The 25,262-nt window shown below is 69.8% G+C and carries 28 protein-coding genes and 1 tRNA gene; 9 read left to right on the forward strand and 20 right to left on the reverse strand.

Annotated elements, in window-relative coordinates; genetic code table 11:
* The first annotated feature begins 9 nt into the window (after positions 1–9).
* Complete coding sequence (locus D457_RS0127260) at positions 10–741, forward strand: type II secretion system F family protein (protein ID WP_017583852.1); 732 nt, start codon at positions 10–12, stop codon at positions 739–741.
* Here D457_RS0127260 and D457_RS0127265 read toward each other — a convergent pair.
* The 5 genes from D457_RS0127265 to D457_RS0127285 form a co-directional block, all read right to left on the reverse strand.
* Positions 738–959 carry a hypothetical protein gene (locus tag D457_RS0127265; protein ID WP_017583853.1) on the reverse strand — a complete coding sequence of 74 codons (222 nt, stop codon included), beginning with the start codon at positions 957–959 and terminating at the stop codon, positions 738–740. The genes D457_RS0127260 and D457_RS0127265 overlap by 4 nt on opposite strands.
* 458 nt (positions 960–1,417) lie before the next feature.
* Positions 1,418–1,852 carry an Rv3654c family TadE-like protein gene (locus D457_RS33560; RefSeq protein ID WP_017583854.1) on the reverse strand — a complete coding sequence of 145 codons (435 nt, stop codon included), beginning with the start codon at positions 1,850–1,852 and terminating at the stop codon, positions 1,418–1,420.
* Positions 1,849–2,205 carry a TadE family type IV pilus minor pilin gene (locus D457_RS0127275; protein WP_017583855.1) on the reverse strand — a complete coding sequence of 119 codons (357 nt, stop codon included), beginning with the start codon at positions 2,203–2,205 and terminating at the stop codon, positions 1,849–1,851. Before D457_RS0127275 ends, D457_RS33560 begins: the two co-directional genes overlap by 4 nt.
* Entirely contained in the window at positions 2,183–2,371 is a 189-nt protein-coding gene (locus tag D457_RS0127280; RefSeq protein WP_017583856.1) for a DUF4244 domain-containing protein, read from the reverse strand. The genes D457_RS0127275 and D457_RS0127280 overlap by 23 nt, the downstream gene beginning before the upstream one ends.
* A 151-nt stretch (positions 2,372–2,522) precedes the next feature.
* Complete coding sequence (locus tag D457_RS0127285) at positions 2,523–4,904, reverse strand: DEAD/DEAH box helicase (protein WP_017583857.1); 2,382 nt, start codon at positions 4,902–4,904, stop codon at positions 2,523–2,525.
* 232 nt (positions 4,905–5,136) lie between these two features.
* Here D457_RS0127285 and D457_RS0127290 point away from each other — a divergent pair, with 232 nt between their 5' ends.
* Positions 5,137–5,484 (forward strand): STAS domain-containing protein, encoded by a 348-nt coding sequence (locus tag D457_RS0127290; RefSeq protein WP_026117083.1) that lies wholly within the window; start codon positions 5,137–5,139, stop codon positions 5,482–5,484.
* Between the two features lie 13 nt (positions 5,485–5,497).
* Positions 5,498–6,052, forward strand: coding sequence for an ATP-binding protein (locus D457_RS0127295; RefSeq protein ID WP_017583858.1), 555 nt, complete (start codon positions 5,498–5,500; stop codon positions 6,050–6,052).
* A gap of 128 nt (positions 6,053–6,180) precedes the next feature.
* Here D457_RS0127295 and D457_RS0127300 read toward each other — a convergent pair whose 3' ends face one another.
* The 3 genes from D457_RS0127300 to nth all read right to left on the reverse strand — a co-directional run bounded on the left by D457_RS0127300 (position 6,181) and on the right by nth (position 9,056).
* Positions 6,181–7,359: a MarP family serine protease gene (locus tag D457_RS0127300; protein ID WP_017583859.1), complete on the reverse strand. Its 1,179-nt coding sequence runs from the start codon at positions 7,357–7,359 to the stop codon at positions 6,181–6,183.
* A gap of 23 nt (positions 7,360–7,382) precedes the next feature.
* Positions 7,383–8,036, reverse strand: coding sequence for an NUDIX hydrolase (locus D457_RS0127305; protein ID WP_017583860.1), 654 nt, complete (start codon positions 8,034–8,036; stop codon positions 7,383–7,385).
* Between the two features lie 231 nt (positions 8,037–8,267).
* Positions 8,268–9,056, reverse strand: a complete 789-nt coding sequence (nth, locus tag D457_RS0127310; RefSeq protein ID WP_394297051.1) for an endonuclease III — start codon at positions 9,054–9,056, stop codon at positions 8,268–8,270.
* Between the two features lie 278 nt (positions 9,057–9,334).
* On the opposite strand from nth, the gene D457_RS0127315 reads away from it, so the two are divergent.
* A complete protein-coding gene (locus D457_RS0127315; protein ID WP_017583862.1) occupies positions 9,335–10,018 on the forward strand; it encodes a Crp/Fnr family transcriptional regulator in 684 nt (227 codons plus the stop codon).
* A gap of 196 nt (positions 10,019–10,214) precedes the next feature.
* Here D457_RS0127315 and D457_RS0127320 read toward each other — a convergent pair whose 3' ends face one another.
* The 4 genes from D457_RS0127320 to D457_RS35120 all read right to left on the reverse strand — a co-directional run bounded on the left by D457_RS0127320 (position 10,215) and on the right by D457_RS35120 (position 12,742).
* Positions 10,215–11,021 carry an MBL fold metallo-hydrolase gene (locus D457_RS0127320; RefSeq protein WP_026117084.1) on the reverse strand — a complete coding sequence of 269 codons (807 nt, stop codon included), beginning with the start codon at positions 11,019–11,021 and terminating at the stop codon, positions 10,215–10,217.
* 108 nt (positions 11,022–11,129) lie between these two features.
* Positions 11,130–12,047 carry an NUDIX hydrolase gene (locus D457_RS0127325; protein WP_017583864.1) on the reverse strand — a complete coding sequence of 306 codons (918 nt, stop codon included), beginning with the start codon at positions 12,045–12,047 and terminating at the stop codon, positions 11,130–11,132.
* A 59-nt stretch (positions 12,048–12,106) separates the two neighbouring features.
* Positions 12,107–12,568: a RidA family protein gene (locus D457_RS0127330; protein WP_017583865.1), complete on the reverse strand. Its 462-nt coding sequence runs from the start codon at positions 12,566–12,568 to the stop codon at positions 12,107–12,109.
* Positions 12,569–12,742 carry a DUF4177 domain-containing protein gene (locus tag D457_RS35120; RefSeq protein WP_017546677.1) on the reverse strand — a complete coding sequence of 58 codons (174 nt, stop codon included), beginning with the start codon at positions 12,740–12,742 and terminating at the stop codon, positions 12,569–12,571. It abuts the gene before it with no gap.
* 262 nt (positions 12,743–13,004) lie between these two features.
* Here D457_RS35120 and D457_RS0127340 point away from each other — a divergent pair, with 262 nt between their 5' ends.
* Positions 13,005–14,072 carry an ArsA-related P-loop ATPase gene (locus D457_RS0127340; protein WP_017583866.1) on the forward strand — a complete coding sequence of 356 codons (1,068 nt, stop codon included), beginning with the start codon at positions 13,005–13,007 and terminating at the stop codon, positions 14,070–14,072.
* A gap of 50 nt (positions 14,073–14,122) precedes the next feature.
* A complete protein-coding gene (locus D457_RS33565; protein WP_051073050.1) occupies positions 14,123–15,328 on the forward strand; it encodes an ArsA family ATPase in 1,206 nt (401 codons plus the stop codon).
* Between the two features lie 12 nt (positions 15,329–15,340).
* On the opposite strand, the gene D457_RS0127350 is transcribed toward D457_RS33565, so the two are convergent.
* Positions 15,341–15,658 (reverse strand): WhiB family transcriptional regulator, encoded by a 318-nt coding sequence (locus D457_RS0127350; protein WP_017583868.1) that lies wholly within the window; start codon positions 15,656–15,658, stop codon positions 15,341–15,343.
* A gap of 437 nt (positions 15,659–16,095) precedes the next feature.
* On the opposite strand from D457_RS0127350, the gene D457_RS0127355 reads away from it, so the two are divergent.
* Positions 16,096–18,492: a penicillin-binding protein gene (locus D457_RS0127355; RefSeq protein WP_026117085.1), complete on the forward strand. Its 2,397-nt coding sequence runs from the start codon at positions 16,096–16,098 to the stop codon at positions 18,490–18,492.
* 209 nt (positions 18,493–18,701) lie between these two features.
* Here the strand turns inward: D457_RS0127355 and D457_RS0127360 are convergent, their stop codons facing one another.
* On the reverse strand, positions 18,702–19,154 hold the full coding sequence (locus D457_RS0127360) for a GatB/YqeY domain-containing protein (RefSeq protein WP_017583870.1): 453 nt from the start codon (positions 19,152–19,154) through the stop codon (positions 18,702–18,704).
* Positions 19,155–19,253: 99 nt separating this feature from the next.
* On the opposite strand from D457_RS0127360, the gene D457_RS0127365 reads away from it, so the two are divergent.
* Positions 19,254–20,174 carry a metallophosphoesterase gene (locus D457_RS0127365; RefSeq protein ID WP_017583871.1) on the forward strand — a complete coding sequence of 307 codons (921 nt, stop codon included), beginning with the start codon at positions 19,254–19,256 and terminating at the stop codon, positions 20,172–20,174.
* 74 nt (positions 20,175–20,248) lie between these two features.
* Positions 20,249–20,325: transfer RNA gene (locus D457_RS0127370), tRNA-Pro, on the forward strand.
* A 729-nt stretch (positions 20,326–21,054) separates the two neighbouring features.
* On the opposite strand, the gene D457_RS0127375 is transcribed toward D457_RS0127370, so the two are convergent.
* From D457_RS0127375 to D457_RS0127400, 6 genes are all read right to left on the reverse strand, one after another.
* A complete protein-coding gene (locus D457_RS0127375) occupies positions 21,055–22,209 on the reverse strand; it encodes a site-specific integrase (RefSeq protein ID WP_017583872.1) in 1,155 nt (384 codons plus the stop codon).
* A gap of 73 nt (positions 22,210–22,282) precedes the next feature.
* Positions 22,283–22,483 carry a MerR family transcriptional regulator gene (locus D457_RS0127380; protein WP_017583873.1) on the reverse strand — a complete coding sequence of 67 codons (201 nt, stop codon included), beginning with the start codon at positions 22,481–22,483 and terminating at the stop codon, positions 22,283–22,285.
* Between the two features lie 87 nt (positions 22,484–22,570).
* Positions 22,571–22,819 (reverse strand): hypothetical protein, encoded by a 249-nt coding sequence (locus D457_RS0127385; protein ID WP_017583874.1) that lies wholly within the window; start codon positions 22,817–22,819, stop codon positions 22,571–22,573.
* A gap of 136 nt (positions 22,820–22,955) precedes the next feature.
* The gene (locus D457_RS33570; RefSeq protein WP_017583875.1) at positions 22,956–24,413 is read right to left on the reverse strand and encodes a DUF3631 domain-containing protein; all 1,458 of its coding nucleotides are present in this window, start codon (positions 24,411–24,413) and stop codon (positions 22,956–22,958) included.
* On the reverse strand, positions 24,413–24,790 hold the full coding sequence (locus D457_RS0127395; RefSeq protein WP_017583876.1) for a hypothetical protein: 378 nt from the start codon (positions 24,788–24,790) through the stop codon (positions 24,413–24,415). Before D457_RS0127395 ends, D457_RS33570 begins: the two co-directional genes overlap by 1 nt.
* Positions 24,791–24,830: 40 nt before the next feature.
* Positions 24,831–25,217, reverse strand: coding sequence for a hypothetical protein (locus tag D457_RS0127400; RefSeq protein WP_017583877.1), 387 nt, complete (start codon positions 25,215–25,217; stop codon positions 24,831–24,833).
* Between the last annotated feature and the right edge of the window lie 45 nt (positions 25,218–25,262).

Raw genomic sequence — 25,262 nt, forward strand, 5'->3', positions numbered from 1 at the left:
GGGGTGGGGATGGTTTTCGAAGTGGCGGCAGTGCTGTGCGCGGTGGCCGCCGTGTGGGTCCTGTTCGGTTCGAACCAACGACGAGTGCTGAGGCTGGTGGCCGCTGCCCCGGAACCGGACGCGGGCAGAAGGACGTCTGCCCGGCGGCCGCTCGGCCCGTGGCTCCGGCTGTTCGCCGGGATGGGTGCCGCGACCCTGTTGGTGGCCCTGCTCGGTGCGGTGGGCGGGCTGGCTGCGGCCGGTGGCGGTGCCTTCCTGTGGTTACGGGCCCGGGAACGGCGTAAGCGCCCCGAACGGCTGCCGGTCACCGACGACCTGCCGGTGCTGATCGGGCTGATCGCCTCGGGCATCCGGGCCGGGGTGACGCTTCCGGCCTGCCTGACCGCAGTGTCCGGTGCCGCCCGCGGCGGTCTGGGGGAAGAGATCGCGGCCGTTTCCGAACAGTTGAGACTGGGCGCCGAACCTGCCCTGGCCTGGCGGAGGCCGGCGCTGCCCGAGCCCCTGGCCGAGGTCGGCCGGGACCTGGTCCGCGCCACCGAGACCGGAGCGCCGGTGGCCGACCAGCTCGACCGGCACGTCGCCGACCTGCGCAGGCAGCTGAAGGCCCAGACCACCGCCCGGATCGAACGCATGGGGGTCCTGGTGGTCGCTCCCCTGGGCCTGTGTTTCCTGCCCGCCTTCATCCTGATCGGCGTGGTCCCCATGGCCGCCGACCTCCTCACCACGGCCCTGTCGTACTAAGGCGTGTTCGGTGATCTGGTTCGGCGGCGGCCCTGGTAGCGGGTCGGGAAGCGGGGCCAGCCGACGGTCAGGCGCAGGGCGAGGGTGGTGATCAGCAGAAGGATCAGCACGGTGGTGGAGACGGTTCCGACCAGGCGGGAGAGCGTGCTCAACCGGGCGGGGTCCTCGTAGGCGAAGTGGCCGACCGGGTTCGGGGCGGCTTCTGATTCGGGAGGCACCGGTGCCCGGACCGTGGCGGTGGCCCTGCGCGGGTCCCGCTCCGGGGTCGGCTCTGGCGTGCTGCTCTCCGAAGACGCGGTGCCCTCCGAAGGTGCCAGGCCTTCCGAGAACCCGGTGCCCCCTGAAGGCTTGGAGTCTTCCGAAGGCTGCGGCCGGGTGGGGCGGGAGGGTGGCGGCGCCAGCCCTTGATGGGGTGCGGGGGAACTGTCCGGTGTTGGTTCGGGGCCCGGCGGCCCCGGTGTCGATCTCGTGGACGGGGTCCGCGCTGGTGCGCCCAGGAGGTGGTGATCGGGTGGGCAGGGGCCGGACGAGGTACTCGGAGCGGGCGAGGGTGCGGAGTCGTGCAGGAGCGTAGGGGCAGGCAGGGGCGTTGTGGCGGAGCCCCCGGAGCAGGGTTCGGGTTCGGCGAGGACCAGACCGCACAGCAGGAGGGCGCAGGCCAGGACCGGGTGGACGGTCATTCCACCTCCTCGCTGGGGTTGTGGACGGGTCCGGCTCTTGCGCGGGCGCTGACCTCCCGGGGCAGGGCTGACGCGGGGAGCGAGACCGTCACCGTGACGGTGAGGCCGCTCAGCTCGCAGGTGCCGAGGGTGGCGCCGTTGGCCTCGGCGGTGCGCCGGGCCGCCGCGCAGACCGTCCCCGTCCCCTCGTGGGCCCGCGCCGCTGCCGCGAGGGCGGCGAGGTCGGCGGCGGCCGAGGCGCGGTCCCGGTCCAGGCGGGCCGCGGCGGTGAGGAGCAGCGCGTAGGTGAGGAACCACAGCAGGACGCACAGGGAGATCCACCAGACGGTGGCCGAACCGGTATCCGGCGTCCGAGGTCCGGACTGACAGGGTCCGAGCTGCCAGGGGCCTGGCTCTCTGAGACTGAGCTCTCCTGGTCCGGCCGGCCTCATCCGCCCGGTTCCAAGGGGACCGCCGCGCTGCCACCGACCCCCAGGGGCGGGGCCCGGAGCGGCCCGAGGCCGAGCTCCGCGCGGACGGTGACCCTGGCCATGCCCGCGCTCTCGGTCAGCTCGACCCTTGCCTGTTCCGGGGCCGCGGACAGGGCCAGGGCTCGGGCGTGTTCGGGTGGCTCTCCCCGGGCCAGGGCCCGAGCCCCGATCCGGGCGGCGTCGGCGCAAGAGAGTTGTGCGGCCGCCGCGGCCAGCGCGCTGAACGCGATGGCCAGCATGAGCAGCAGCGAGGGGAGCACCATCGCGGTCTCCATCGTCACGGAGCCGCGGTCAGGGGCGGGCTTGGAGGGCATCGGTGATAATCGTTCGAAGAGCCGAGCTGACGGGTTCGCCGCCGAGGATGAGGATGAGGGCGCCGGCGAAGGTGACCGCGGCGACGGTGCACATCGCGTACTCGGCGGTGCTCATGCCCCGGTCAGAGGCGAACGAGGGCAGGATCAGGCACGGGAAAGAGAACATGGGACCTCCCGGGTGGTCCGGACGGAGAGGGTTCCGTCCGGCCATTCCAGGTTGCGTCGTTGCGGTCCGGAGCGAAAGCCGCTGTCCCCAGCCTGTGGATAACTTCCCCGCCCGCACACCCCGCCATCCGCTCCTGGGGAACGCCTCCCGGTCAGCCGTTGTCCGTCGCGGGGGTCCCGGTCTCCTCGGCCTTCTCGGCGGAATTCCTGTCTTCTGTGTGCCCGGGGCCCACTGCGGGATCCGGGGCGCCGGTTCCCAGGACCTCGTCGAGGAGGCGGAGGGCTCCCGGTTTACTCAGGGGTTCGTTGCCGGTTCCGCACTTGGGTGACTGGATGCACGAGGGGCAGCCCTGTTCGCACTCGCAGTCGGCGATCGCCGCCCGGGTGGCGCCCAGCCACTCGCGGGCCCGGGCGTAGCCGCGTTCGGCGAATCCGGCGCCGCCGTCGTAGCCGTCGTAGACGAACACCGTCAGCTTCCCGGTATCCCCGTGTACGGCGGTGGAGACACCGCCGATGTCCCAGCGGTCGCAGGTGGCCAGCAGCGGGAGCAGGCCGATGGCCGCGTGCTCGGCGGCGTGGGCGGCGCCCAGGAGCGCCACGTCCTCCTTACGGAGCCGGTTCTCTCCCTCGTGCGGCAGGGTCCACCAGACCGCGCGGGTCTGGAGGGTGCGCTCGGGCATGTCCAACGGCTGTTCTCCGAGCACCGAACCGGTGCGCACGTCGCGTTTGAGGAAGCCCACCACCTGGCGGGTGACCTCCACCTCGCCGAAGTAGACCGTGGCGCCGCTCGGCCAGGCCTCCTCGCGCAGCACGGACTTCACGGTGATGTCCGTGGTGTCCCTGGCCCAGGTGCTGTAGGGCGGTTCGGCGGTGTGCACCAGGGCCACGCCCTCGTCCAGGTCGAGGTCGTCGACCAGGTAGGTGGCGCCCTGGTGGAGGTAGACCGCCCCCGCGTGGACGGTGCCGTGCGCGGCCGCCTCGTCGATCTCGCCGAGCAGCTGGCCGCTGGCGGTGTCGACGATCTGGACCGGTGGGCCACCCGCCCCGCGAATATCGGCTAGGTCACTTGCCCGTTCATGGCTTGTCCAGAACCAACCCCGTGGGCGCTTTCTGAGCAGTCCCCGGGCCACGAGTCCGGCCAGTTGCCCCTCGGTCGTCTCGCCGAAGAGGTCGAAGTCGGCACGGGTGATCGGTAGTTCCTGGGCCGCCGCGCACAGGTGCGGACCGAGGATGTGCGGGTTTTCCGGATCGAGGACGGTGGCCTCGACCGAACGCCCGAAAATAGCCTCCGGGTGGTGCGCAAGGTAGGTGTCCAGGGGGTCGTCCCGGGCGATGAAGACCGCCAGGGCGTCCTCCCCGCGTCGCCCCGCCCGGCCCGCCTGCTGCCAGAGCGACGCCAGCGTGCCCGGCCAGCCGGCAATGAGCACGGCGTCCAGGCCGCTGATGTCCACCCCGAGCTCCAGGGCGTTGGTGCTGGCCAGGCCCAGGAGCTCACCCGAGCGCAGGGCCTCCTCCAGTTCCCGGCGCTCACCCGCCAGATAGCCGCCGCGGTAGGCGGCCACCCGGCGGGCGAGGTCGTGCTCGCCGTTCTCGGTGAGCATCCGCTGGGCGTTCAGCGCGACCACCTCCGCGCCCTGGCGCGAACGCACGAACACCAGCGTTCTGACCCCGTCTCGGACCAGGTCAACGAGCATTTCAGCGGCCTGGGAGGGCGCGGTCCGGCGCACCGGGGCGCCGTGCTCACCGGTGAGATCGGTCATCTCCGGCTCGACCAGGGCGACGGACATCCCCGGCCGGGGCGAGCCGTCCTCGCTCACCGCGGTGACCGGGACCCCGGTCAGCCGGGTGGCGCTCTCGGCCGGTGAGCCCGAGGTCGCCGAGGCCAGGACGAACACCGGCTCCGAGCGGTAGCGGGCGCACACCCTGCGCAGACGCCGCAGGATCTGCGCGACGTGCGAGCCGAAGACCCCCCGGTACCGGTGCGCCTCGTCGATCACCACGTAGCGGAGCCGCCGCAGGAACCTGGACCACGCCCCGTGCCTGGGCAGGATCCCGTGGTGCAGCATGTCCGGGTTGGTCAGGACGTAGTTGCCGTGCTCGCGCACCCAGGAGCGCTCCTCGGCGGTGGTGTCCCCGTCATAGACCGCCGCCCGCATGCCCGAAAGTCCCAGGTCCGTAATTCCTCTGAGTTGGTCCTGGGCGAGCGCTTTGGTCGGTGAGAGGTACAGAACCGTTTCACCGGAGTCAACCGCCTCCGCCGCGGGCATAAGGAAGGCAAGCGACTTCCCCGAGGCGGTACCCGTGGCTATGATCACATCACGGCCCGAGCGTGCGAGGTCGGCGGCGGCTGCCTGGTGGGACCACGGACCCGTGATCCCCCGTTCGGCCAGTCGTTCGACCAGGTGGGGGGCTGTCCACTCCGGCCAGTCCCCGCTCACACCCGCGTTCCGGGCCACATGCTCGATATGGGTGACCTGCGGGTACCGGTTGTCGTCACGCCACACACCGGGGAGCACGGGCTCCGATCGCCTCATCGAGTCCCTTCCTCACTGGACACGTTCACGAGCTGCTGGCCCTCGCCCCGAGGCCGGGTCAACGGTCGACATCGGTTTCAGTGTGACATCCGGGGTAGGAGTGGCGCGGGGTGACTGTTTTCCTGTACATAGCGGGAAGACACTCACGAGACCCGTGGTTGAATGCGTGCTGGTGGGGTAACGCCCGGCAGAGATACTTCGCGATATTTCGCGGTTCGGCGCTGGAGGACTTGTGGATTTGAAGCTTGATCATTACACCGAGGGCGACACCGAGATCGTCGTCGTTGAGGGTGAGATCGATGTCTATACCGCGCCCCGGCTCCGTGAGCTGTTGATCGACCTGGTCAACAAGGGCAACTTCCACCTCGTGGTCAACATGGAGAAGGTGGAGTTCCTGGACTCGACGGGCCTCGGTGTGCTTGTGGGCGGCCTGAAGCGGGTCCGTGCTCACGACGGGACCCTGGACCTGGTCTGCACCCAGGAGCGGATCCTGAAGATCTTCCGGATCACCGGCCTGACCAAGGTGTTCGGCATCCACGGTTCGGTGCAGGAAGCCATCGACAAGCGCTCCTCGAAGTAACCCAGAGCGAGCGATGGCAACCATCACGCTCACGATCAGTGCGCTTCCCGCCCACGTGCGCACGGCGCGGCTCATGGCCGCGACCGTCGCACGCCGGGCGGGCATCGCGGCCTCCGCGATCGACGAGATCAGGCTGGCGGTCGGAGAGGCCTGCTCCCGGGCGGTGGCGGCCCACAAGCTGCACTGCCCCACACAGCCGATCCTGCTCCAGCTGATCGACGGAAGCGGACCTGATCCGGTGTCGGACCCCCGCACCGACACCTCGAGCCGAACGCTGCGCGCCAACGGGAGCGCTACACGACGTTTCGAGGTCGTCGTCTCGGACCGTGCCCCCGCCAAGGACACCGACGAGATGGCCAACCACCTGGAGCCCTTGCTCGACGGCCTCTTCCTGGACGGCGAGGACACCCCTCCCGGCGGAATCTCCGGGTTCTCCCCCGGCCTCGGCCTGGCGGTGATCACCGGTCTCGCCGATGAGGTGTCCATCGAGCCCAAGGACTCGGGCACGGTGGTTCGGATGAGCTGGCCGCTCCAGGCGGACCAGACCCAGAACCCGAGCTCGAACTAGCTCGAAACAGACAGCACGTAACGAAGGGGCGCCTCCCGGTGTGGGAGGTGCCCCTTCGTCATGCGTTCGGCGCCCGGACTGTTCGGTGTCCGGGGCAGAGAGCACGGCTCCCGGCCCCGGGGCCCGGCTCAGTCGCAGGTCTGGGAGGAGACCTCCGAGGTGGCCGTCAGACCTGCCTCGGCGTTCTCGGCGACCTCGTCCGCGGTCAGCACGTAACCGGTCTCGTCCTCGTTGGTGGCCGCGGCGAACACGACGCCGTACACCGTGCCGTCCGGGGCCAGCAGCGGGCCGCCGGAGTTGCCCGGGCGCACCACGGCGCGGACCTGGTAGATCTCCCGGCTCACCTGCTGCGAGTGGTAGAAGTCCGAGCCCTGCGCGGTCTGCTTGGCACGGATCCGAGCGGGAACGGCGGTGAAGCCGCTGTTGCGCGGGAAACCCGCCACGACCGCGTCATCGCCCTGGGCGGCCTCACCGTTGAACTCCAGCGGCGACAGCTCCATCCCCGGCACGTGCAGTACGGCCAGGTCCTGCTGGGCGTCGAACAGCACCAGGGTGGCCTCCAGCTGGTACCCGTCCCTGGTGACCACGCGCAGGTCCTCGGTGACCCCGGCGACCACGTGGGCGTTGGTCATGATGCGGTCATCGCCGTAGGCGAAGCCGGTGCCCTCGACCCGCCGCTGGCAGCTGGGCGCGGTGCCCAGGACCTTGACCACGCTGCGGCTGGACTCGATGAGCTCGGGGGTGGTGAGCACGTCCGGGTCGGGCGGCTCCACCTCGGCCAGTTCACCGGTGCCCAGACCGCTGAACACCTGCGGGAACGCGCTCTGGTCCACGACCCGGCGGAAGGTCGAGAAACCCTGATGGGCGGCGGGCGGCATCAGCGAATCCACCGACTGGAGGATCCGCGAGTCCTTGACCTGGTTGGAAACGTACGGCAGGGCCGAGTTAGCCACCGTACTGCCGATGAACCAGGCCACCAGGAGCACCGAGAGCCCGCTGACCACGGCCCCGCCCAGCGCGTCCACGACCCGAGCCGAGTCCCAGGTGACCCTGTTGCGGACCAGCGTGCCCAGGTAGGAGGAGATGAACTGGCCCAGCGCGGCGGACAGGAACACCACGGCGATGGCCAGCAGTGCCTGGCGCCCCGGGTCGGCCACCCACTCCTGAATGAGTCCCGGCGCGGTGACCGCCGCGAGGATCCCTCCTCCGATGAAGCCGACGAAGCTGAACACGCCGACGATGAAACCCTGCCGGTAGCCGGTCACCGCGAACAGCAGCAACAGGACGACCAAAACCGCGTCGAGCACGGATGCCCTCCAAGAAGTGAGCGTTACCCGACCGGACGGAGGCCCTGCGGGGTGGCTTCGAACACGTCTGTTAGAGCCGCGTCACGCCAGGGAAGTTCCCATCCCCCGAGAGTGAGCAGGCTGTCGATGATCGCGCCCGTGAAGCCCCACACGAGCATGTTGTCGACCCGGAAGCCCGGTCCCCACATCGGGCCGCCCCCGTAGCGGACCTTGACCCGGTTGGCCGGGTCGGCCAGGTCGGCGACGGGCACCCGGGAGACCGCGGCGACCTCACCGGTGTCGGCGGCCCGCACCTCGGAGGGCTCGCGCCACCAGCCGAGGATGGGGGCGACCCGGAAGTCGCTGAAGCTCAGGTAGAGCTCGGGCAGGCGGCCGACCACGTCGATCCCGGTGGGGACGGCGCCGGTCTCTTCCTCGGCCTCGCGCAGCGCGGCGGCCTCCGGGGAGGGGTCAGTGAGCTCGATCCGCCCGCCGGGGAAGGCGGGCTGGCCCGCGTGGCGGCGCAGTCCGTCGTTGCGCTGGATGAGCAACAGGTCGGGGCCCCGCTCGGTCTCGCCGAAGAGGATGAGTACGGCCGACTCACGGCCTCCCTGTGCGGGCGGGCGCATCGGAGGGGGTACCGGCATCACCTGAGCGGCGTCCGCGAGCGCGGACAGCCAGAGCGGGGTCGAGTTCATACGCAGAACCTGTTCCGGGGGTTGTCGCGCCGACGGGTGTACGGGTGAGTTCGCAGGGGGGCCGATGTGTGCGCTCTCACGTGATCAGGGTACAAACTGCCGCCCCCTGAACCCGCCCGCGGTGAGCCCGGGCCGAGGACGGGGCTGAGGGCAGGCCAGGGGGACAGGGCAGATCCCGGACAGGAGGCGACCGGTCCCCTGGCCAGGACACGAGCGCGAAGTGCGTCCGGGTCAGGCGAACGAGCGCATGCGGAGGAGCTTCGTGGCGGTGGTCTCGTCCGTGGGGCCCTCGCCGAAGGAGGGGCACCAGTGGGCCAGGACGCAGGCGCCGCAGGCGGGCCTGCGGGCGTGGCAGACGCGGCGGCCGTGCCACACCACGCGGTGGGACAACATCGTCCAGTCCTTGGGCGGGAAGAGCTCGCCGATCGCGTGCTCGACCTTGACCGGATCCTGCTCGTCGGTCCACCCGAAACGGCGGACGAGACGCCCGAAGTGGGTGTCCACGGTGATCCCTGGCACATCAAAGGCGTTACCGAGCAGTACGTTTGCGGTCTTTCGTCCTACACCGGGTAGTTTGACCAGGTCGGCGAGGTTTCCAGGAACCTCGCCACCGTGTCGTTCGCACAGGGCCTGACCAAGCCCCAGCAGGCTGTTGGCCTTGGCCCGGAAGAACCCCGTCGAACGAATCATCTCCTCCAGATCCTCGCGCCTGGCCGAGGCGTAGGCCTCGGCGTCGGGATAGCGCGCGAAGAGCGCCGGAGTGACCTGGTTAACCCGCTTGTCCGTGCACTGCGCGGACAGGATCGTCGCGACCAGGAGCTCCAGCGGGGTGGTGAAGTTCAGTTCGGCATGGGCGTCCGGATACAGCTCCGAGAGCTCCCGGTACATCTTCCGGGCGCGTCGGACCAGCGCGAGTCGGCTCTCGCCGGTGGGCGTGGTCTTCTCCGCGGGCACGGCCGCATCGGATGTCGCGGTGTCACGGGGCGCGGAGTCACCGGGCTCTGGGGTGTCACGAGGCATCGTCACAGGGTAGGCGTCAGGGTGCGGGGGCACACCCGGGTCGTCGGAATTCGGCGGCGCGCCGTCGTTTCGCCTGGTGACCGAGATTATGTAACCAATGTCCGGTCACACGGCGCGGACAAGCCCTGACACAGACCGATTACGACTAGGATCGCATGGGCTGACGTCGGCTGTTGTGGGCACGTTGTCTCCCGGCGGACAAGCCGAGGTAACGACCTGGTTTCACACCCGGTTGCGATATACGTCACACTGTTGACGGTCAGGTTTTAGGAGGACGTGTGGACGAGATCAACGAGGTGCTCCGGAAGGCCCCTCTGTTCGAGCCGTTGGACGAGGAGGACACTGCCGCGCTCCGCTCCTCGGTGAACGAGGTGCGCCTCGGTCGCGGTCAGACCCTGTTCAACGAAGGTGACGAGGGTGACCGCCTGTACGTCATCCTCAGCGGGAAGGTGAAGCTGACCCGCACGGCCGTCGACGGCCGCGAGAATCTGCTGGGTGTGCTCGGCCCCAGCGAGATGTTCGGTGAACTGTCCCTGTTCGACCCGCGCCCGCGCACCGCGAGCGCCGTGGCCGTCACCGATTCCGTGCTTGCCGGGCTCGGCCACGACGACCTGCGGCCGTTCCTGTCCAGCCGCCCCCAGGTGGGTCTGCAACTGCTGAAGTCGCTGGCCGCTCGTCTGCGCCGGACCAACGACGTGATGGCCGACCTGGTCTTCACCGACGTGCCCGGCCGTGTGGCCAAGGCCCTGCTCGAGCTCGCCGACAAGTTCGGCAAGGAGGGCGACGACGGCCTGCACGTGCACCACGACCTCACCCAGGAGGAGCTGGCCCAGCTGGTGGGCGCCTCCCGTGAGACGGTCAACAAGGCCCTCGCCGAGTTCGCCCTGCGCGGCTGGCTGCGGATCGAGGCCAAGGCCGTGGTGCTGCTGGACGTCGAGCGCATGCGCCGCCGCGCCCGCTAACGGATTCCAGCGGGCTCCGGCTGGCTCTGATCGGCTCTGGCACACGCCAGAACGCCTCAGCGGAACCCAAGACGCTGTGCGGCCGTCGCCCTTCGGGGTGACGGCCGCAGCGCTGTCAGGGGGCATCCAGGGCCGTGTAGGGCCTGCTCTGGCCGGCAGGCCCGCCGGTTCACGTCTTACTTCTTCGTGTCTCGCGTCAGTTCTCGACGCCCTCGGGGAGTTCCCCCTTGGTCGCCAGGTAGCGCAGCTGCGCCCGGACCGAGGAGGCGGCCGCCGGACGGACGCTCTCCACGACGTCCGGGTAGACCCGGTCGATGACCTCGTCCACCCTGGTCGCGCCGGCCTCCACCGCGTCGCGGACCTGCGCCAGGCGCGCCTCGCGGTGGTCGATGTAGGAGTTCAGCGCCGCCAGCGGCGACGTCAGGATCGGGCCGTGGCCCGGCAGCAGGGTCCGCACCTGGTGTTCCCTGGTGAGGTCCCGGAGCCGGTACAGCGAGTCCATGTAGGGGGCCAGGCCGTCGTCACCGTCGATCACCGTGGTGCCGTGGCCCAGGATCGTGTCGCCGGTCAGGATGGCGCTGTCGGCCTCCAAGAACAGGCAGATCGAGTCGTCCGTGTGGCCGGGGGTCGCGAGGACCCGCAGCTCCAGACCGTCCGCGCGGATCAGCTGGTCGTCCTCCAGTCCCGAACCGCTCACCCGCATCTGCGGGTCGACCGCGTGCACCGGGGCGCCGGTCAGCTCCGAGAAATACCGAGAGCCCTCGCCGTGGTCGAAGTGCCGGTGGGTCACCAGCGTCATCAGGACCTGGGCGCCCTGCTCCTGCACGGTCCGCGCCACCCGTTCCAGGTGCCGTTCGTCGTGCGGCCCGGGGTCGACCACCACGACCCCGCGCGCACCCGGTTCCCGCAGGATCCAGGTGTTGGTTCCCTCCAACGTCATCGGGCCTGGGTTAGGGCACAGTACGCAGCCGGCGCGCAGTGTCCCGGAACCGTCGATCCTCATCGCACCTCGCTTCGCTCGCCGAAACCGGACTGGTCTGAAGGACGGCCAAGAGGACATGCTGGGAAACCTTTCCGCGACAGAGCACTCCACACCAACGGGTGCGGACACTCACGGATTCGCGTTGGGCTTCGGTAGGGGGAAGTCGCTGCCGTCCGGGGCAACGACACGGATCTGACCGTCGATTTCCCGAACGTCCGGTTCGATGGGAACGATATCCCGTAGAGCTTCCCTCACACCTCGGAGGGTCCTCCGCTCCGCCAGCTCAGCGCAGGCAATGACGGTCGGCGGCAGCATCGGCATCCGCCCCGCCTCCCACTCGGCGGCGACCACGGACGGATCCGTCCACTGCGTGAGGTCGGCCTCCCCGCCGACATCGCGCGGGGCCTGCCCGGGCGGGAGTTCGGCGGTGAAGAACCAGGTGTCGAAGCGGCGCGGCTGGTTCTTGGGGGTGATCCACCGGGACCACGCGCGCAGCCACTCCGAACGCAGCACGAGCCCGCGCCGGTTCAGCACCTCGGTGAAGGAGTGGGTGTGGTCGATGAGGCCGAGCCGGTCCCGTTCCCAGTCGTCGGTGGCGGTATCGAGGGTGATGGCCTCCTCCCCCGCCCGCTCCGGTTCGCTGGCCAGCAGGACGCCGGTCTCCTCGAAGGTCTCCCGGACGGCGGCGCACACCAGGGCCCGGGCCATCGGCACGTCGGTGCCCAGGACCTCGGCCCACTCCTCGGGCTTGGGGCCGGTCCACGGGAGGTCGCCGTCGGCGTCGCGTTCGTCCACCCGGCCGCCGGGGAAGACGAAGGCGCCCGGGGCGAAGCCCATGGAGGGGACCCTGCGCATGAGCAGGACCTCCATGGGGCGCTCCGCCCGGGCGCCCGTGACGGTCTCCGTGACGGCACCGGCCGTGTCCGCGGCGCCTTCGGCGTCCGCGGCCGTCGAGGTGTCCGCCGCCGGACGCAACAACATCACGGTGGCGGCGGGACGGGGCCGGACCACACTGTCCTTCCGGGCCACACCGTCGTTCTCGGTCATCGACGTACTCCTGTCGTTCACGAAAGCCGCGCTGTGGCCCGGGAGGTCCTCGGGTCCGGTCAGCGGACCTCGACGATCATGTCAACCTCGACCGGGGCGTCCAACGGCAGGGCCGCGACACCGACGGCGGCGCGGGCGTGCACCCCGGCCTCGCCGAACACGCTGCCGAGCAGCTCGCTGGCCCCGTTGATCACACCGGGCTGACCGGTGAAGTCGGGGGTGCTGGCGACGAAGCCGCCCACCTTGACGATCCGCACCACGTGGGCCAGCTCGCCGACCTCGGCGCGCACCGCGGCGATGGCGTTCAGCGCGCACAGGGCGGCCAGATCCTTGGCGGTATCGGCGTCGACCTCGGCGCCGACCTTGCCGGTCGCGGGCAGCTTGCCGTCGACGAACGGCAGCTGGCCGGAGACATAGACGTGGTCACCGCTGCGGACGGCCGGCTGGTAGGCAGCGACCGGGGGAACCACCTCGGGCAGGGTCAGCCCCAGCTCGGCGATGCGCTCCTCGGGGGTCGCCATCTACTTGGCCCGCTTCATGTAGGCCACGTACTGCTGGTTGCGCGGGTCGGTGCCCTCGGGCAGCGGCGCGGGCACGACGGAGACGAGCTCCCAGCCGTCCTCGCCCCAGTTGTCCAGGATCTGCTTGGTGGCGTGCGACAGCAGAGCCACGCTCTGGTACTCCCACTTGGTCATCGTCTACCCCTCTCGGTCACCGGCGGCCCGTGGGACCGCACCTCAACGCCGCTCACCTTACTCACCCGCACACACCCGGCAGGCCAGGCGTACCGGGTCACGCCTGGGCCGGGAGCCGACTTCACAGCGCACTTCCGACGGGTCTCGGGTAGGGCGCGCCGCACGCGCCCTACGCCTTCGGTACGTCTCCGGTACGGCCGCGGGCAGGGCGCGCCCTGCCCGCGGCCACCCCCGACGAGGGCCCGCGCATAGACTTCGTGGGGTGAACGATCGTGAACAGGGACCGCGGGAAGGCGATCCAGCGGCGGCGTTCGCCGGTGCCCGGCTGCACATCGTGACGGGCAAGGGCGGTACGGGGAAGACGACGGCCGCCACGGCGCTGGCACTGTCCCTGGCGTCCCGGGGCGGGCGAGTGCTCCTGGTCGAGGTGGAGGGCCGCCAGGGGGTGGCCACCCTGCTCGGCAGCCCCTCGCTGCCCTACGAGGAACGCGAGATGATCTCCGCGCCGAACGGCGGTTCCGTGCACGTGCTGGCGGCGGACGCCGAGGCGGCCCTGCTGGAATACCTCGAGATGTTCTACGGGATGCGGCGGGCCGGTCAGGCGCTCACCAAGCTGGGCGCCGTGGACTTCGCCACCACGATCGCCCCCGGGCTGCGGGACGTCCTGCTCACCGGCAAGGCGACCGAGGCGGTCCGGCGGCGCGCGGGAGCGCGGCGCCGCGCCACGGACACCCGTTCCGACGCGCCCTTCCACTACGACGCCGTGGTGATGGACGCCCCGCCCACCGGGCGGATCGGGCGGTTCCTGAACGTCAACTCCGAGGTGGCCGGGCTGGCGAAGGTCGGCCCGATCCGCAACCACGCCGACCGGGTCATGGAGGTCATCCGCTCCGCGCAGACCCGGGTGCACTTCGTGACGGCGCTGGAGGAGATGCCCGCCCAGGAGACCCGGGACGGGATCGCCGAGATCGGGGAACTGGGCCTCAACCTGGGCGCGGTCGTGGTGAACATGGTCGCCGCGCCGCTGCTCGACGAGACCGACCTGGCCGCCGCGGCCGCCGCGGACCTGGACACCGCCGAGCTCGCCTCAGGGCTGAAGGCCGCGCGGTTGGACCCCGCCTTGTTGGAACACCACGAGGAGCTGGTCGCGGACCTGGCCGGGGAGGTGCGGGCCTACGCCCTGCGCCATCGCCTGGAGGAGCGGGTCCGGGGTGAGCTCGAAGCGCTGGGCCGACCGCTGGTGGAGCTGCCCCGACTGGAGGGCGGGGTGGACCGCGCCGCGCTGGCCGACCTGGCACGGCGGCTGACCGAGCAGGGGGTGGGACGGTGACCGAGCAGACGAGCAACCGGCAGGACGTCGACGCGGGGGAGGGTAACCGTCTGGACCCGGACGCGGGAGAAGGCGACCGTCTGGACGTGGACGCGCTCCTGGACGACCCGCGGACCCGGATCGTCGTGTGCTGCGGGGCGGGCGGGGTCGGCAAAACCACCACCGCCGCGGCGCTGGGTCTGCGGGCCGCCGAACGCGGCAGGCGGACCGTGGTGATCACCGTGGACCCGGCCCGGCGGCTGGCGCAGTCGATGGGGCTGGCGGAGCTGGACAACACCCCACGCCCGGTACCGCTGCCCGGGACGGGCGAGCCGGGCGAGGGCAGCCTGCACGCCATGATGCTCGACATGAAGCGGACCTTCGACGAGGTGGTCAGGGAGCACGCCGACCCCGAGCGGGCCCGCCAGATCCTGGCCAACCCCTTCTACCAGACCCTCTCCACGAGCTTCTCCGGCACGCAGGAGTACATGGCGATGGAGAAGCTGGGACAGCTGCGCCAGTCCGGCGAGTGGGACCTGATCGTGGTGGACACCCCGCCCAGCCGATCAGCGCTGGACTTCCTCGACGCCCCCAAGCGGCTCGGCCGGTTCCTGGACGGCAAGCTCATCCGCTTCCTGAGCACCCCCGCCACCGGAGCGTTCCGGCTGTTGGGGGCCGGGTTCAACGTGGTGAGCTCGGTGGTGGGCAAGATCGTCGGCACCCAGTTCCTGACCGACCTACGCGCCTTCGTCTCGGCCTTCGACACGGTGTTCGGCGGTTTCCAGGAGCGCGCCGAGCGCACCTACCGGCTGCTCCAGACGCCCGGGACGGCGTTCGTGGTGGTGGCGATCCCGGACACGGACGCGATGCGCGAGGCCTCCTATTTCATGGACCGGCTGGCGAAGGATTCCATGCCGCTGGCCGGGCTGGTGATCAACCGGACGCACCCGCTGCCGACCGGCCCCGGGGGACGTCTGGGCGCGGTCGAGGCGTCGGCCGCGGCGAAGGCCCTCGCGGAGGCGGGCACCCACCCGTTGGCGGAGGCGGCGCTGCGGCTGCACGCGGAGCGGGTGCGCACACACGAACGCGAGGCACGGCTGCGGTCCCGGTTGCTGTCCGCGCACCGAGGGGTCCGGGTGACCGAGGTCTCGGCGCGGCCCGAGGACGTGCACGACCTGGCTGGGTTGCGCGGGGTGGGATCCGCACTCGCCGGGGAGCCGGAGGATGCGGTGGAGGGACCGGAGGAGACCGCGGAGGAAACCCCGGACACCCGCTGAGTCCCGCCGGGCTCAGGCGAGTGCCTCCCCCAGAACCCGCACGAACCGGGACAGGTCGTCCGCGCCCTGCCCCCGTGCCCCTTCCAGCAGGGGCCCCCAGTCGGTGACCTCCGGGTGCTTGCGCAGCAGGGAGCGACGCTCACGTTCGGTCATGCCGCCCCAGACCCCGAACTCGACCCGGTGGTCCAGCGCGTCCGCCAGGCACTCCGTGCGTACGGGACAGCCCTGGCAGAAGAGCTTGGCCCGGTTCTGCGCGGCCCCCTGAACGAACAGTGCGTCGGGATCGATTTGTCGGCACAGTGCCTTCGTCGTCCACTGGTTGGTCCACATGTGGCCCACTTCCCAGACGTATGGTTGCGCTCGCGGTCCCAGGTGGTTGTTGTGCTCTGGTTGAGTGGAGGTGAACACGGTGGCCTCCCGCTACCGCGTGGGGTGCTACGTGCACGTGTTGTCACGACACCCCCGTATCTCGAAAGTACGGTTCGGATCGCCGCGCCAACAGAACCCACTCGACCCACTTTCCGTCTCATGGATATGGCCCGAGCGGGCCATTGCGCGACCGGCCCTCCCCTCCCCGAGTAGGGGAAGGGGCACAGGTCGGACGAACCGGACAGAGGCCGGTCAGCGTTAACCGTGGAAAGATGGTCCGGGGGCACGGCTCGTGCGTCGGCATGGGCGATTCAGCGCCAAAGCGCACCGTCCGTTACCGATCGCACCGCTTTTGAGCGTTCGTGGTCACTTAGTCTGATGGGGTGGGTCAGGGGACATTGCTTCAAAGAATCAGCCAGCTGGTGGTCGTCGGCGTGATCGCCGGTCTCCTCGTCGCCGCGCTCGCCCTCCCGGCAGTCGGCGGCATGGGGATCACCGCCCGCAACGTCGCCAGCGGCTTCCTGGACATGCCCAGTCAACTGGAGACACCGCCGCCCCCGCAGCGGTCCACCATCTATGACAGCGAAGGCGGCGTGATCGCCGAGATCTTCGACCAGAACCGCGAGCTCGTCGACATCGACGACATCTCCCCGGTGATGGTCGACGCGATCCTGGCGGTCGAGGACTCCCGCTTCTACGAGCACAGCGGCCTGGACGTGTCCGGCACGCTGCGCGCCGCCATCCGAACCGCGGGCGGCAACACCGAGGGGGCCTCCTCCATCACCCAGCAGTACGTGAAGAACGTCCAGATCGAGGCCGCCACCTCGCAGGAGGAACTGGACGAGGCCCGCGAGGAGACGATTGCCCGCAAGATCCGGGAGCTGCGCTACGCGGTCGCCCTGGAACAGCGGATGTCCAAGGACGAGATCCTCGAGGGCTACCTCAACATCGCCTACTTCAGTGACGGCGCCTACGGCGTCGAGTCCGCCGCGCAGCACTTCTTCCAGGTGCCCGCGAGCGAGCTGGAGCTGCACCAGGCCGCGACCATCGCCGGCCTGGTCCGCTACCCGTACCTGTACAACCCGCGTTTCTTCCCCGAGCAGACCACCGAACGACGCAACGTCGTCCTGGACCGCATGGTCGCCACCGAGGCCATCACCGAGGCGGAGGCCGAGGAGGCCAAGGCCGAGGAGATGGAGCTGGACCTGGACACCCCGCCCAACGGGTGCGTCCCCAGCGACCAGCCCTTCTTCTGCGACTACGTGGTGCAGGAGATCGAGCAGGACGAGCGCTTCGGCCCCAACGAGACCGAACGGGCGCGCTGGCTGCGCACGGCGGGCCTGGAGATCCACACCACCCTGGACCCGCAGACGCAGGAGGCGGGTCAGAAGGCCGTGGACAAGTGGGTGCCCCGTAAGAACGACTCCCGCAAGGTGGCCGCGCAGGCGGTCATCGAGCCGGGCACCGGCCACATCCTCGGCATGATGCAGAGCCGCAACTACGGGCCCGACGAGAGCAAGCTCGGCGAGACCTCCATCAACTTCGTGACCGACGCCGACCGCGGCGGCAGCAACGGCTTCCAGGCCGGGTCGACCTTCAAGGCGATCACCCTCGCCGCGGCGCTGAACCAGGGCATGCCCTTCGGCACCTCGTTCAACTCGCCGAGCTCCACCACGGTGACCGGACAGGTCTCCTGCAAGGGCGGGCGGCTGGAGCCGTGGCAGCTGAGCAACGCCGGTGACAGCAACGCCGGCAACCACAACATGGTGTCCGGCACCAAGTCCTCCTCCAACACCTACTTCGCCCAGCTCCAGGCCCGCGCCGGACTGTGCAACACGATGGAGATGGCCGAGAAGCTCGGACTGCAGCGCGCCGACGGCACCGTGTTCACCGAGAACGACAACTCCCTCGCCAACAACAGCTTCACCCTCGGCAGCGAGGAGGTCTCCCCGATGCGGGTGGCCAACGCCTACGCGACCTTCGCCTCCGGCGGCGTGTACTGCGAGCCGCAGGCCATCACCCAGATCGAGGACCGCCAGGCGGGCACCACCATCGACATCGAGCCGCAGTGCGAGCGCGTGATCGACGAGGACGTCGCCGACGGCACCAGCTACCTGCTGGCGCAGACCTTCAACGGCGGCACCTCCTCCAGCCTGGGCATCGGCCGTCCGGCCGCGGGCAAGACCGGCACCACCGACGGTTCCGCGGCGGCATGGTTCGCCGGGTTCACCCCGCAGATGGCCAGCAGCGTGTTCGTCGGGGATCCCCGCGGCCCCCAGCAGCACCCGCTGCGCAACGTCCAGATCGGCGACCGCTACTTCGGGGTCGTGTACGGGGCGACGATCCCCGGCCCGATCTGGCAGGAGACCATGCGCGGCGCCCATGAGGGCCTGGCAACCGAGCAGCTGGCGTCCGCGCCCGGCAAGTTCGGCTCGACCTCCGAGCCCGCCCCGCCCCGCAACGACGACGATGATGACGACGAGGACGAGGCCAGCCCCGCCAGTGACGACGGCGGTGTGCCGAACGTCGTGGGTATGAGTGAGTCGGACGCCGTGTCCGCACTGGAGGCCGCCGGTTACGTGGTGAACGTGTCCGGAACGACCGTCCGGTCAGCGGAGTCCGAGGGTTCGGTGGCCGCGGTCAACCCGAACCCTGGCACCCGGCTCCCCGAGGGGGCCACGGTCAACGTGTTCCTGAGCAGCGGCGGCGGCCGGGCCAGCACCGACGACGCTCCCGGCGGCGACTGGTACCCGGTGACCCCGGCGGGCCCGATCACCCGGGGCGACGGGGACTGATCCCCTGAAACCCTGAGAGACGGGGCCCGGTGAGGTAGCGCCGAAGAGCATACGGAAGGGGGCGGTGGTGACCTGGTCACCACCGCCCCCTTCACGTTGCCACGGCACCTCGGGAGGGCCCGGAAGGCCTGGTCGGGGGAGCCGCACGGGAGAAGCCGGGCTCTGAGGACCCGGAAAGCCCGGGAGATCCCTGAGAGCCCCGGGAACAGCTACGCCAGCTGGCCCTTGACCTCGGCGGCCACGCGGGCGCCGTCGGCCCGGCCCGCGACCCGGGCGTTGACGACCTTCATGACCTTGCCCATCTCCTTCATCCCGGAGGCGCCGGTCTCGGTAATCGCCGTGGCCACCAGCTGGGAGAGCTCGTCGTCGGTGAGGGGCTTGGGCAGGTAATCCGAAAGGACCTCGCTCTCGGCCCGCTCGTTGGCGGCGGCCTCGGGGCGGTCGCCCTTGTCGAAGGCCTCGGCGGCCTCGCGACGCTTCTTGGCCTCACGGATGAGGAGCTTGGTGACCTCGTCGTCGTCGAGGGACCGCTGGGAGGAGCCCGCGGACTCCTCGGTGGCGATGGTGGTGAGCACCATGCGCAGGGTGGCGGTGCGGACCTTGTCCTTCGCCTTCATGGCGGTGGTGAGGTCGGACTTGAGGCGGGCTTTGAGTTCGGACATGGCTCGATCCTACGGCTGCCCGCCCCGACCGGCCCAACGGTTTGCGTACAGGGCGGCCCCGGCATCTGAGACGATCAGTCGACGACGAAGGAGGGCCGGATGAGCGCCGACAACAGACCACTCCTGCGCCGGCTCGGGCGCGCGGCCGCGATCACCGGCGCGGTCGGTGTGGCCGGGCTGGGGTACGCCTCGGTCATCGAACGAAACTGGTTCCGGCTGCGCCGGTACGAACTCCCCCTGCTGCCCCCCGGGAGCCCGCGCCTGCGGATCCTGCACCTGTCCGACGCGCACCTGACGCCCGGCCGGAAGATGCTCATCGACTGGATCCGAGGGCTGGAGGAGTACGAGCCGGACCTGGTGATCAACACCGGCGACTCGCTGGCGCACCCGGAGGCGGTCGGGCCCTTCATGGACGCCCTGGGTCCGCTCCTGGACCGCCCGGGCGCGTTCGTGTACGGGTCCAACGATCTGTTCTCCCCGCAGCTGAAGAACCCGGCGCGCTACCTGTGGCGGACCAGCAAGACGGACTACAACAAGCGCCGGGTGCCGGACCTTCCCTGGCGTGAGCTGGGCGCGTCGATGTCGGCCTCGGGCTGGCTGGACCTGAACAACCACAAGGGTGCACTGAAGGCCAACGGCCTGGACGTGGCCCTGGCCGGTGTGCACGACTCGCACATCAAACTGGACCGCTACGAGGACGTCGCCGGCCCGGCCGACCCGGCAGCCGACATCCGGCTGGGCGTGCTGCACTCGCCGGAGCCCGCCAACCTGGACCGCTTCGAGGCCGACGGCTACCAGCTCCTGCTGGCCGGTCACACGCACGGCGGCCAGCTGTGCCTGCCGTTCTACGGGACACTGGTCACCAACTGCGGGATCGACCGCAAACGGGCCTGGGGGCTCAACGGGTACGGCGACGCGTGGCTGCACGTGTCCGGCGGCCTGGGCACGTCCCCGTACGCCCCGGTGCGCTTCTGCTGCCGCCCCGAGGCCTCGCTCCTGGACCTGGTCGCACCCTCCTGAGCTGCTGATTCCGCCCCGAAGAAATTGACGTGCACAAGCACTCCCTGAGTCCGCTAGACTTGGGGACGTTGCTTCGGGGTGTAGCGCAGCTTGGCAGCGCGCTTCGTTCGGGACGAAGAGGTCGTGGGTTCAAATCCCGCCACCCCGACCAGCACGAAGGCCGGTCCTACGGGACCGGCCTTCGTCGTGTTGGGGCCAAATAGGGGGCCTAGCGCCCCCAGGGTGGCACTAGCTCCAGTCAGCAACGAGCGCCAGGACAACCCTCTGCGCTTGGCGCGATGACTTCTCATGCCAGAAGAGATCCCATAATCCCATGAAGCATGTAGAGGTCGAAGGCGTCCGCCTCAACAGAAAAACGGGTTAAACTGTATATAGAGTGGCCCTGGACCGCAGAGCTCAGTTTCACTCAGAAGGCCAGATAGAGCCCCGACCAGCCCACTAAAGCAATAGCCGGGACTCTACCTGACAGACGGTCGACCTCTTCCTTTAGGAAGGGGTCGACCTAGCTGCTCTTAATGATCTCCACCAAGAGACGAAGCAGGACTTCAAGTAGGCGCCAGGGCCCTGGCTCCCACCGGTATCGGTACCTGCGCGTTGGCTCCATGATCTCCTTCCCTCTATCCGCAATCTGCGATAGAAAATGGCGACCGTCGTCGCTAGCGTCCGGCGGTCACAAAGAAGGCGGGCTTCCGCATGTACAAATCTAACTCGTCCTCAGAGCACCTGGATATTGTGTAGCTACAAATCCCCTGGTCAAGACAGCATTGACTCTGACTAAGTGAATGCGCGGCCACTTGTTGACCTGCGAAGACCCGCACCATTCTCGACCGGCCTATCTGCCATGAACCGCAAATTTAGTGATGCAAGTCACAGTCAGCTCCTACTTGAAGAGGTCCCCCATCACCTCCGCGCCCTCAGTGATGACCGGCCGGAGCTCCTTCCGGTACACGATCTCCGTGGTCGCGGTGCTGCTGTGACCCACCAGTCGCGCAATGGCTTCGAGGGGCACGCCCTTCTCCGACATGAGCGACACGAAGCTGTGGCGTAGCTCGCGCGGTGTCCAGCTACCTCCGATCCCCGACTCCTTGACGATCGCGCGGAAGGCGCGCCGGACATTGGCCGCGTCCAACTCGGTTCCGACCACTGTGGCGAACACGAGGCGGTTGTCCTGCCACGCGCCACCCGCGACCTTCCTGTCGTCCTCCTGCGCGGCATGGTGTGCCCTGAGAGCTTCCACGACGGGTTCTGGCACGGCCAGCGTGCGGCGGCTCTTCTTCGTCTTCGTGTCGCCGTGCTCACGGACGGACCGCCACACCTCCACATGGGGAGGGACCCCAGCGAGCGGAGACAGGTGGACGTGCTCCCAGCGGAGCGCACGGGCCTCCTCGGTCCGGACACCGACCATCAGCGACAGCACTACGTAGGCGAACAGGCGGGTTCCTTCAGCCGCCTTGAGCACGTCGCGTGCCTGCGAGAGGGTGAGCGCCTTGCTCGGGCGGCCCTCCTTCCCCTGCGGGGTGTCAACCAGCTCAGCGACGTTCCGGAGCACCTTGTCCCGACGCTGCGCGAACTGGATCGCTCGCCGCAGCACGGCGTGGAGCTCCCGGAGCGTGCGGGTCGCAAGCTCTCCCGCCTTGCTGTCGAGCCAGTCGTCCACGTCGTCGGCGGTCAGATCCTTGAGCTTGGCCCTGCCCAGTTCGGGGATGACGTGCTTGTTCGCGAGGTTCCGGCACTTGTCCAGGGTCGCTTTCGAGCACCCCTTGAGCCCTCGCTTGAGCCAGTCGGTCACGGCGTCCGTGACCGTGTACGTCGCGGACGGCTTCACACCGGACTTGGCCTCCTTGACCAGCTCCCGCAGCTTCTCCCGGACTTCGGTCTTGGTGCGCCCGTACACCTTCGGGCGGCGCCGCTTCCCCGAGGGCGTGTAGCCCAAGGAGATCTCCCCACGGAAACACCCCTTGGCCTCGTCCCAGTAGACCGTCCCCTGTCCGGCCTGACCCCTGGTCTTCTTCGGCTTGGGTTCCTTGCTCCCCATGTGCTGTCTGCTCTCCTGTTCTGGTTCAGAGGGTGGGGTGGCCGCTCCCGTTCGGGAGCGGCCAGGGGAAGTGTCAGGCGGCGTTGGCCTCGGTCGTGAGCAGGTCGATATAGGCGTCGATGGCGTGGGCGGTCACGCGCCGGTTCTTGCCGGTGCCCACGGTGGCGAGTCGACCGGTGCGGATCTCAGCGAACAGGCGGGTGCGTCCCATCGACAGCACGTGTGCGGCCTCGGTGAGGGTGAATAGTCGCTTGGGCAGGTCCTGAACGGTCATGATGGGTGGTGCTCCTTTCGAGGGGTGCGGCCTCGGGGGTTAGCTGGCAGGCGGTCCCGGGGCCGTCTTGCGTGCGGTTCTTCTCGTTCAGTTGAAAAGCGTGCTCAGGCGGGCGTAGAGGATCGTGGCTGTGTCGTCGCCGTCCACTCCCCGGTCGAATGCGGCTTCTTCCAAGGGGTCGGTGATCTGGTCCTCGGTGAGCTGTCCGCACAGCAGCAGCGGCGCCAGGGTTGTGGCGGCTTCGCGTAGGGCCTGTTCGGGGTCGGGGGCGGTCAGCACCAGCAAGGTCTGGGTGGCCAGGACCTGTCCGGGCGGGTGGGTGTGCTCGGTGTACACGGGGCTCCTTCGGTCCGATCGCTCAGGGGTGCGCTCACACGGGCGCTCAGGGGCGCTCACACGGGATGACCTGCGACCTCTCTGCAAGGTCCGGGGTTGGCCACCCCGTGTGAGCGGGTGCGCTCGCACGGGGTGCTCACACGGGCTGGTGTGAGCGCTCAGACGGGGCCACGTGGGCGCTCGCACGGCTGAACTGGGGTTGTGCCGGGGTGCGGCCCTGGGTGTGGCACGTGGTGCAGGTGCCCGGGTGAGCGGTGGCCTCGAAGCGCTGGAAGCTGGCCCCGCACACCAGGCACGGACCCCGCTCCACCGCGCGTGTATCGGCTTGCGGGAAGTCCGCCACATCCGCCACAACCGACACGGTCGGGTGCTGTGCCTGCTCAGTAAGGGTGTTGGGTGTGGCGGCTTCGTGGCGTGTGGCGGATGCGGGTCCGCCACCCTGCCCCGGGGCGGGGGCAGCGGCGGGCAGGTAGCGCGCCCAGGCGTCGGCCAGATCAGCGGCGTGGTAGCCCTTGGGGGTGCCGGTGGGGGTGCGCACCGTGCGGGGCTTGATGGGCTCCCCTTCGGCGGTGGTGTAGGGCTTGAGCAGCCGCGCCAGACCCCGGGAGTCCAACCCCTTGCCGCCCAGTTCAGCCCAGGGGGCGTCATCGAGTTCGGCCAACTGCTCGATGATCACCCCCGAAGGAAGCTTGTCCTGCCCGGCCCGGGTGAACACGGCGCGCAGGTCATCCAGCAGGCGCACGCCCAACGACACCTTGGTGGGGTCGGTGGACCCCGCCACCAGCTCCACACACGCCGCGCGTGCCCGCTCGGGCCACTGGCCCCCGGCAGCGTCGGCGACGGCCAGCAGCGGTTCCCACACGTCGGCGGGGCGGTCGTTGATGCCTTCGGGCATGTCGGGGAAGGTCTCCCGCACGACGTCGGCCACGGTCTTGGCCCAGGAAGTCAGGCGCGCCCGCAGGGCGTGTCCTTCGGGTTCATTGAGTCGTGCCCGGTAGGGGGCCACCTTCTCGTGCGGGGCACGGCGTCGCATGCGGATGATGACCGACCGGGTGAGCACGGTGTCGGGCAGCTCCCCGAGTCCTCCCAGGGCGATAGCGGCGTAGCACTTGAACGCCACCACGGCTTGGGAGGAGCCATCCCCCACGCACCGGTAGGCCACCCCGGAGCGGCGGTGTCCGGCGTTGATCAGCCCGCGCAGGTCCTCGTTGTCCTTGGCCTTGGGGCCGAACACGGTGTCGATCTCATCGAAGAGGACGGTGGGTGCGTGCTCGGTGTCACCGATGGCGCGGAACAGCGCGGCCGGGGTGGCGTTGACGGCCAGCATGGGGTTGGGGACCAGGGTTTCGATGATCTCCAACGCGCGGGTCTTGCCTGATCCGGGTTCGGGGGACAGGAACGCCAGGCGGGGTGTGGAGTCGAAGCCGTCGAGCAGGTGGGCGTGGGCGGCCCACAGGGTGGTGGCCACGGCGGCGGCCTCGGAGGGAAAGGCCACGAAGCGGCGTAGGAACGCCTCGACTTCGTCGAGGAGCTGCGCGCCTTCTTGGATGGTTCCCATGCCGGTGTCCCAGACGTTGGTGGTGGTCGCGGGCATCAGGTGCCCTCTCGCCCGTCGACCGCGCGCAGGTGCGGCGCCTGGTCTGCCTCGCTCACGTCCTGGGGGTGGTCGTGGTGCAGGGCGTGGTTCCAGTCCCAGCACAGGGGACCCTGGAGTTCCTCGGCATCCCCGGGGACGGGGTGGCGGGCGTTCTTGACGCGGTCGCGTGCGGCCAGAACGTCGTTGCCCCAGGCCCAGGACTCAGCGGCCAGCACCACGGCCGCGATCTTGGCGGGGTGGGAGTCGGGCAGGTTGCACCACTCCTCGGACCCGTAGCGGGGCGGCGGAGCGGTGGGGGCGTTGCCGCGGCTGATGAGGCGACGGGCCCATTCACGGCGGTAGGAGCGCACACGGCGGTGTTCGGGGGTGTTCATCTCAGGTGGGTTCCTTCCTCGCTGGCCAGGGCTTGGGGACTCAGGCGTGGTCCAAGCTCGAATCAGCGGGGAAGGCACCGTGTGCCCAGCAAGCCAGGGTCAGCCCGTCCGCGAACGGAGTCAGGTCCTGCCGGTGGGCGTTGGCGAAGTCGCGCGCTTGGGCGCGGGTGACCTGGACTCCGTGCATGGCGTCGCTGAACGGGGCGGCTTTGTAGAGGGTGACCAGCTCGTGAGCGTCGGCTTCGACCAGACGGCCGGCGGGGGCGAAGGAGCGCAGGGCCCAGTCCAGTTCAGCGGAGAGTTCACGGACCATCTTCCGCAATTCCTCGGTCGGGGCGTTGACCAGGAGGGTTTCCAGGTCGCGTCCCTGGTGGGGAAGCATGATCGGGGTGGTGGCGGGGGCTTGGGGGTTCGTGGTCTGGGGCATGATGGGGGTTCCTCCAGTTCGGGGCTTGCTTCGTTCTGGTGGTGC

This window comes from Nocardiopsis valliformis DSM 45023 (genome assembly GCF_000340985.1).
Taxonomy (GTDB): Bacteria; Actinomycetota; Actinomycetes; order Streptosporangiales; family Streptosporangiaceae; genus Nocardiopsis; species Nocardiopsis exhalans.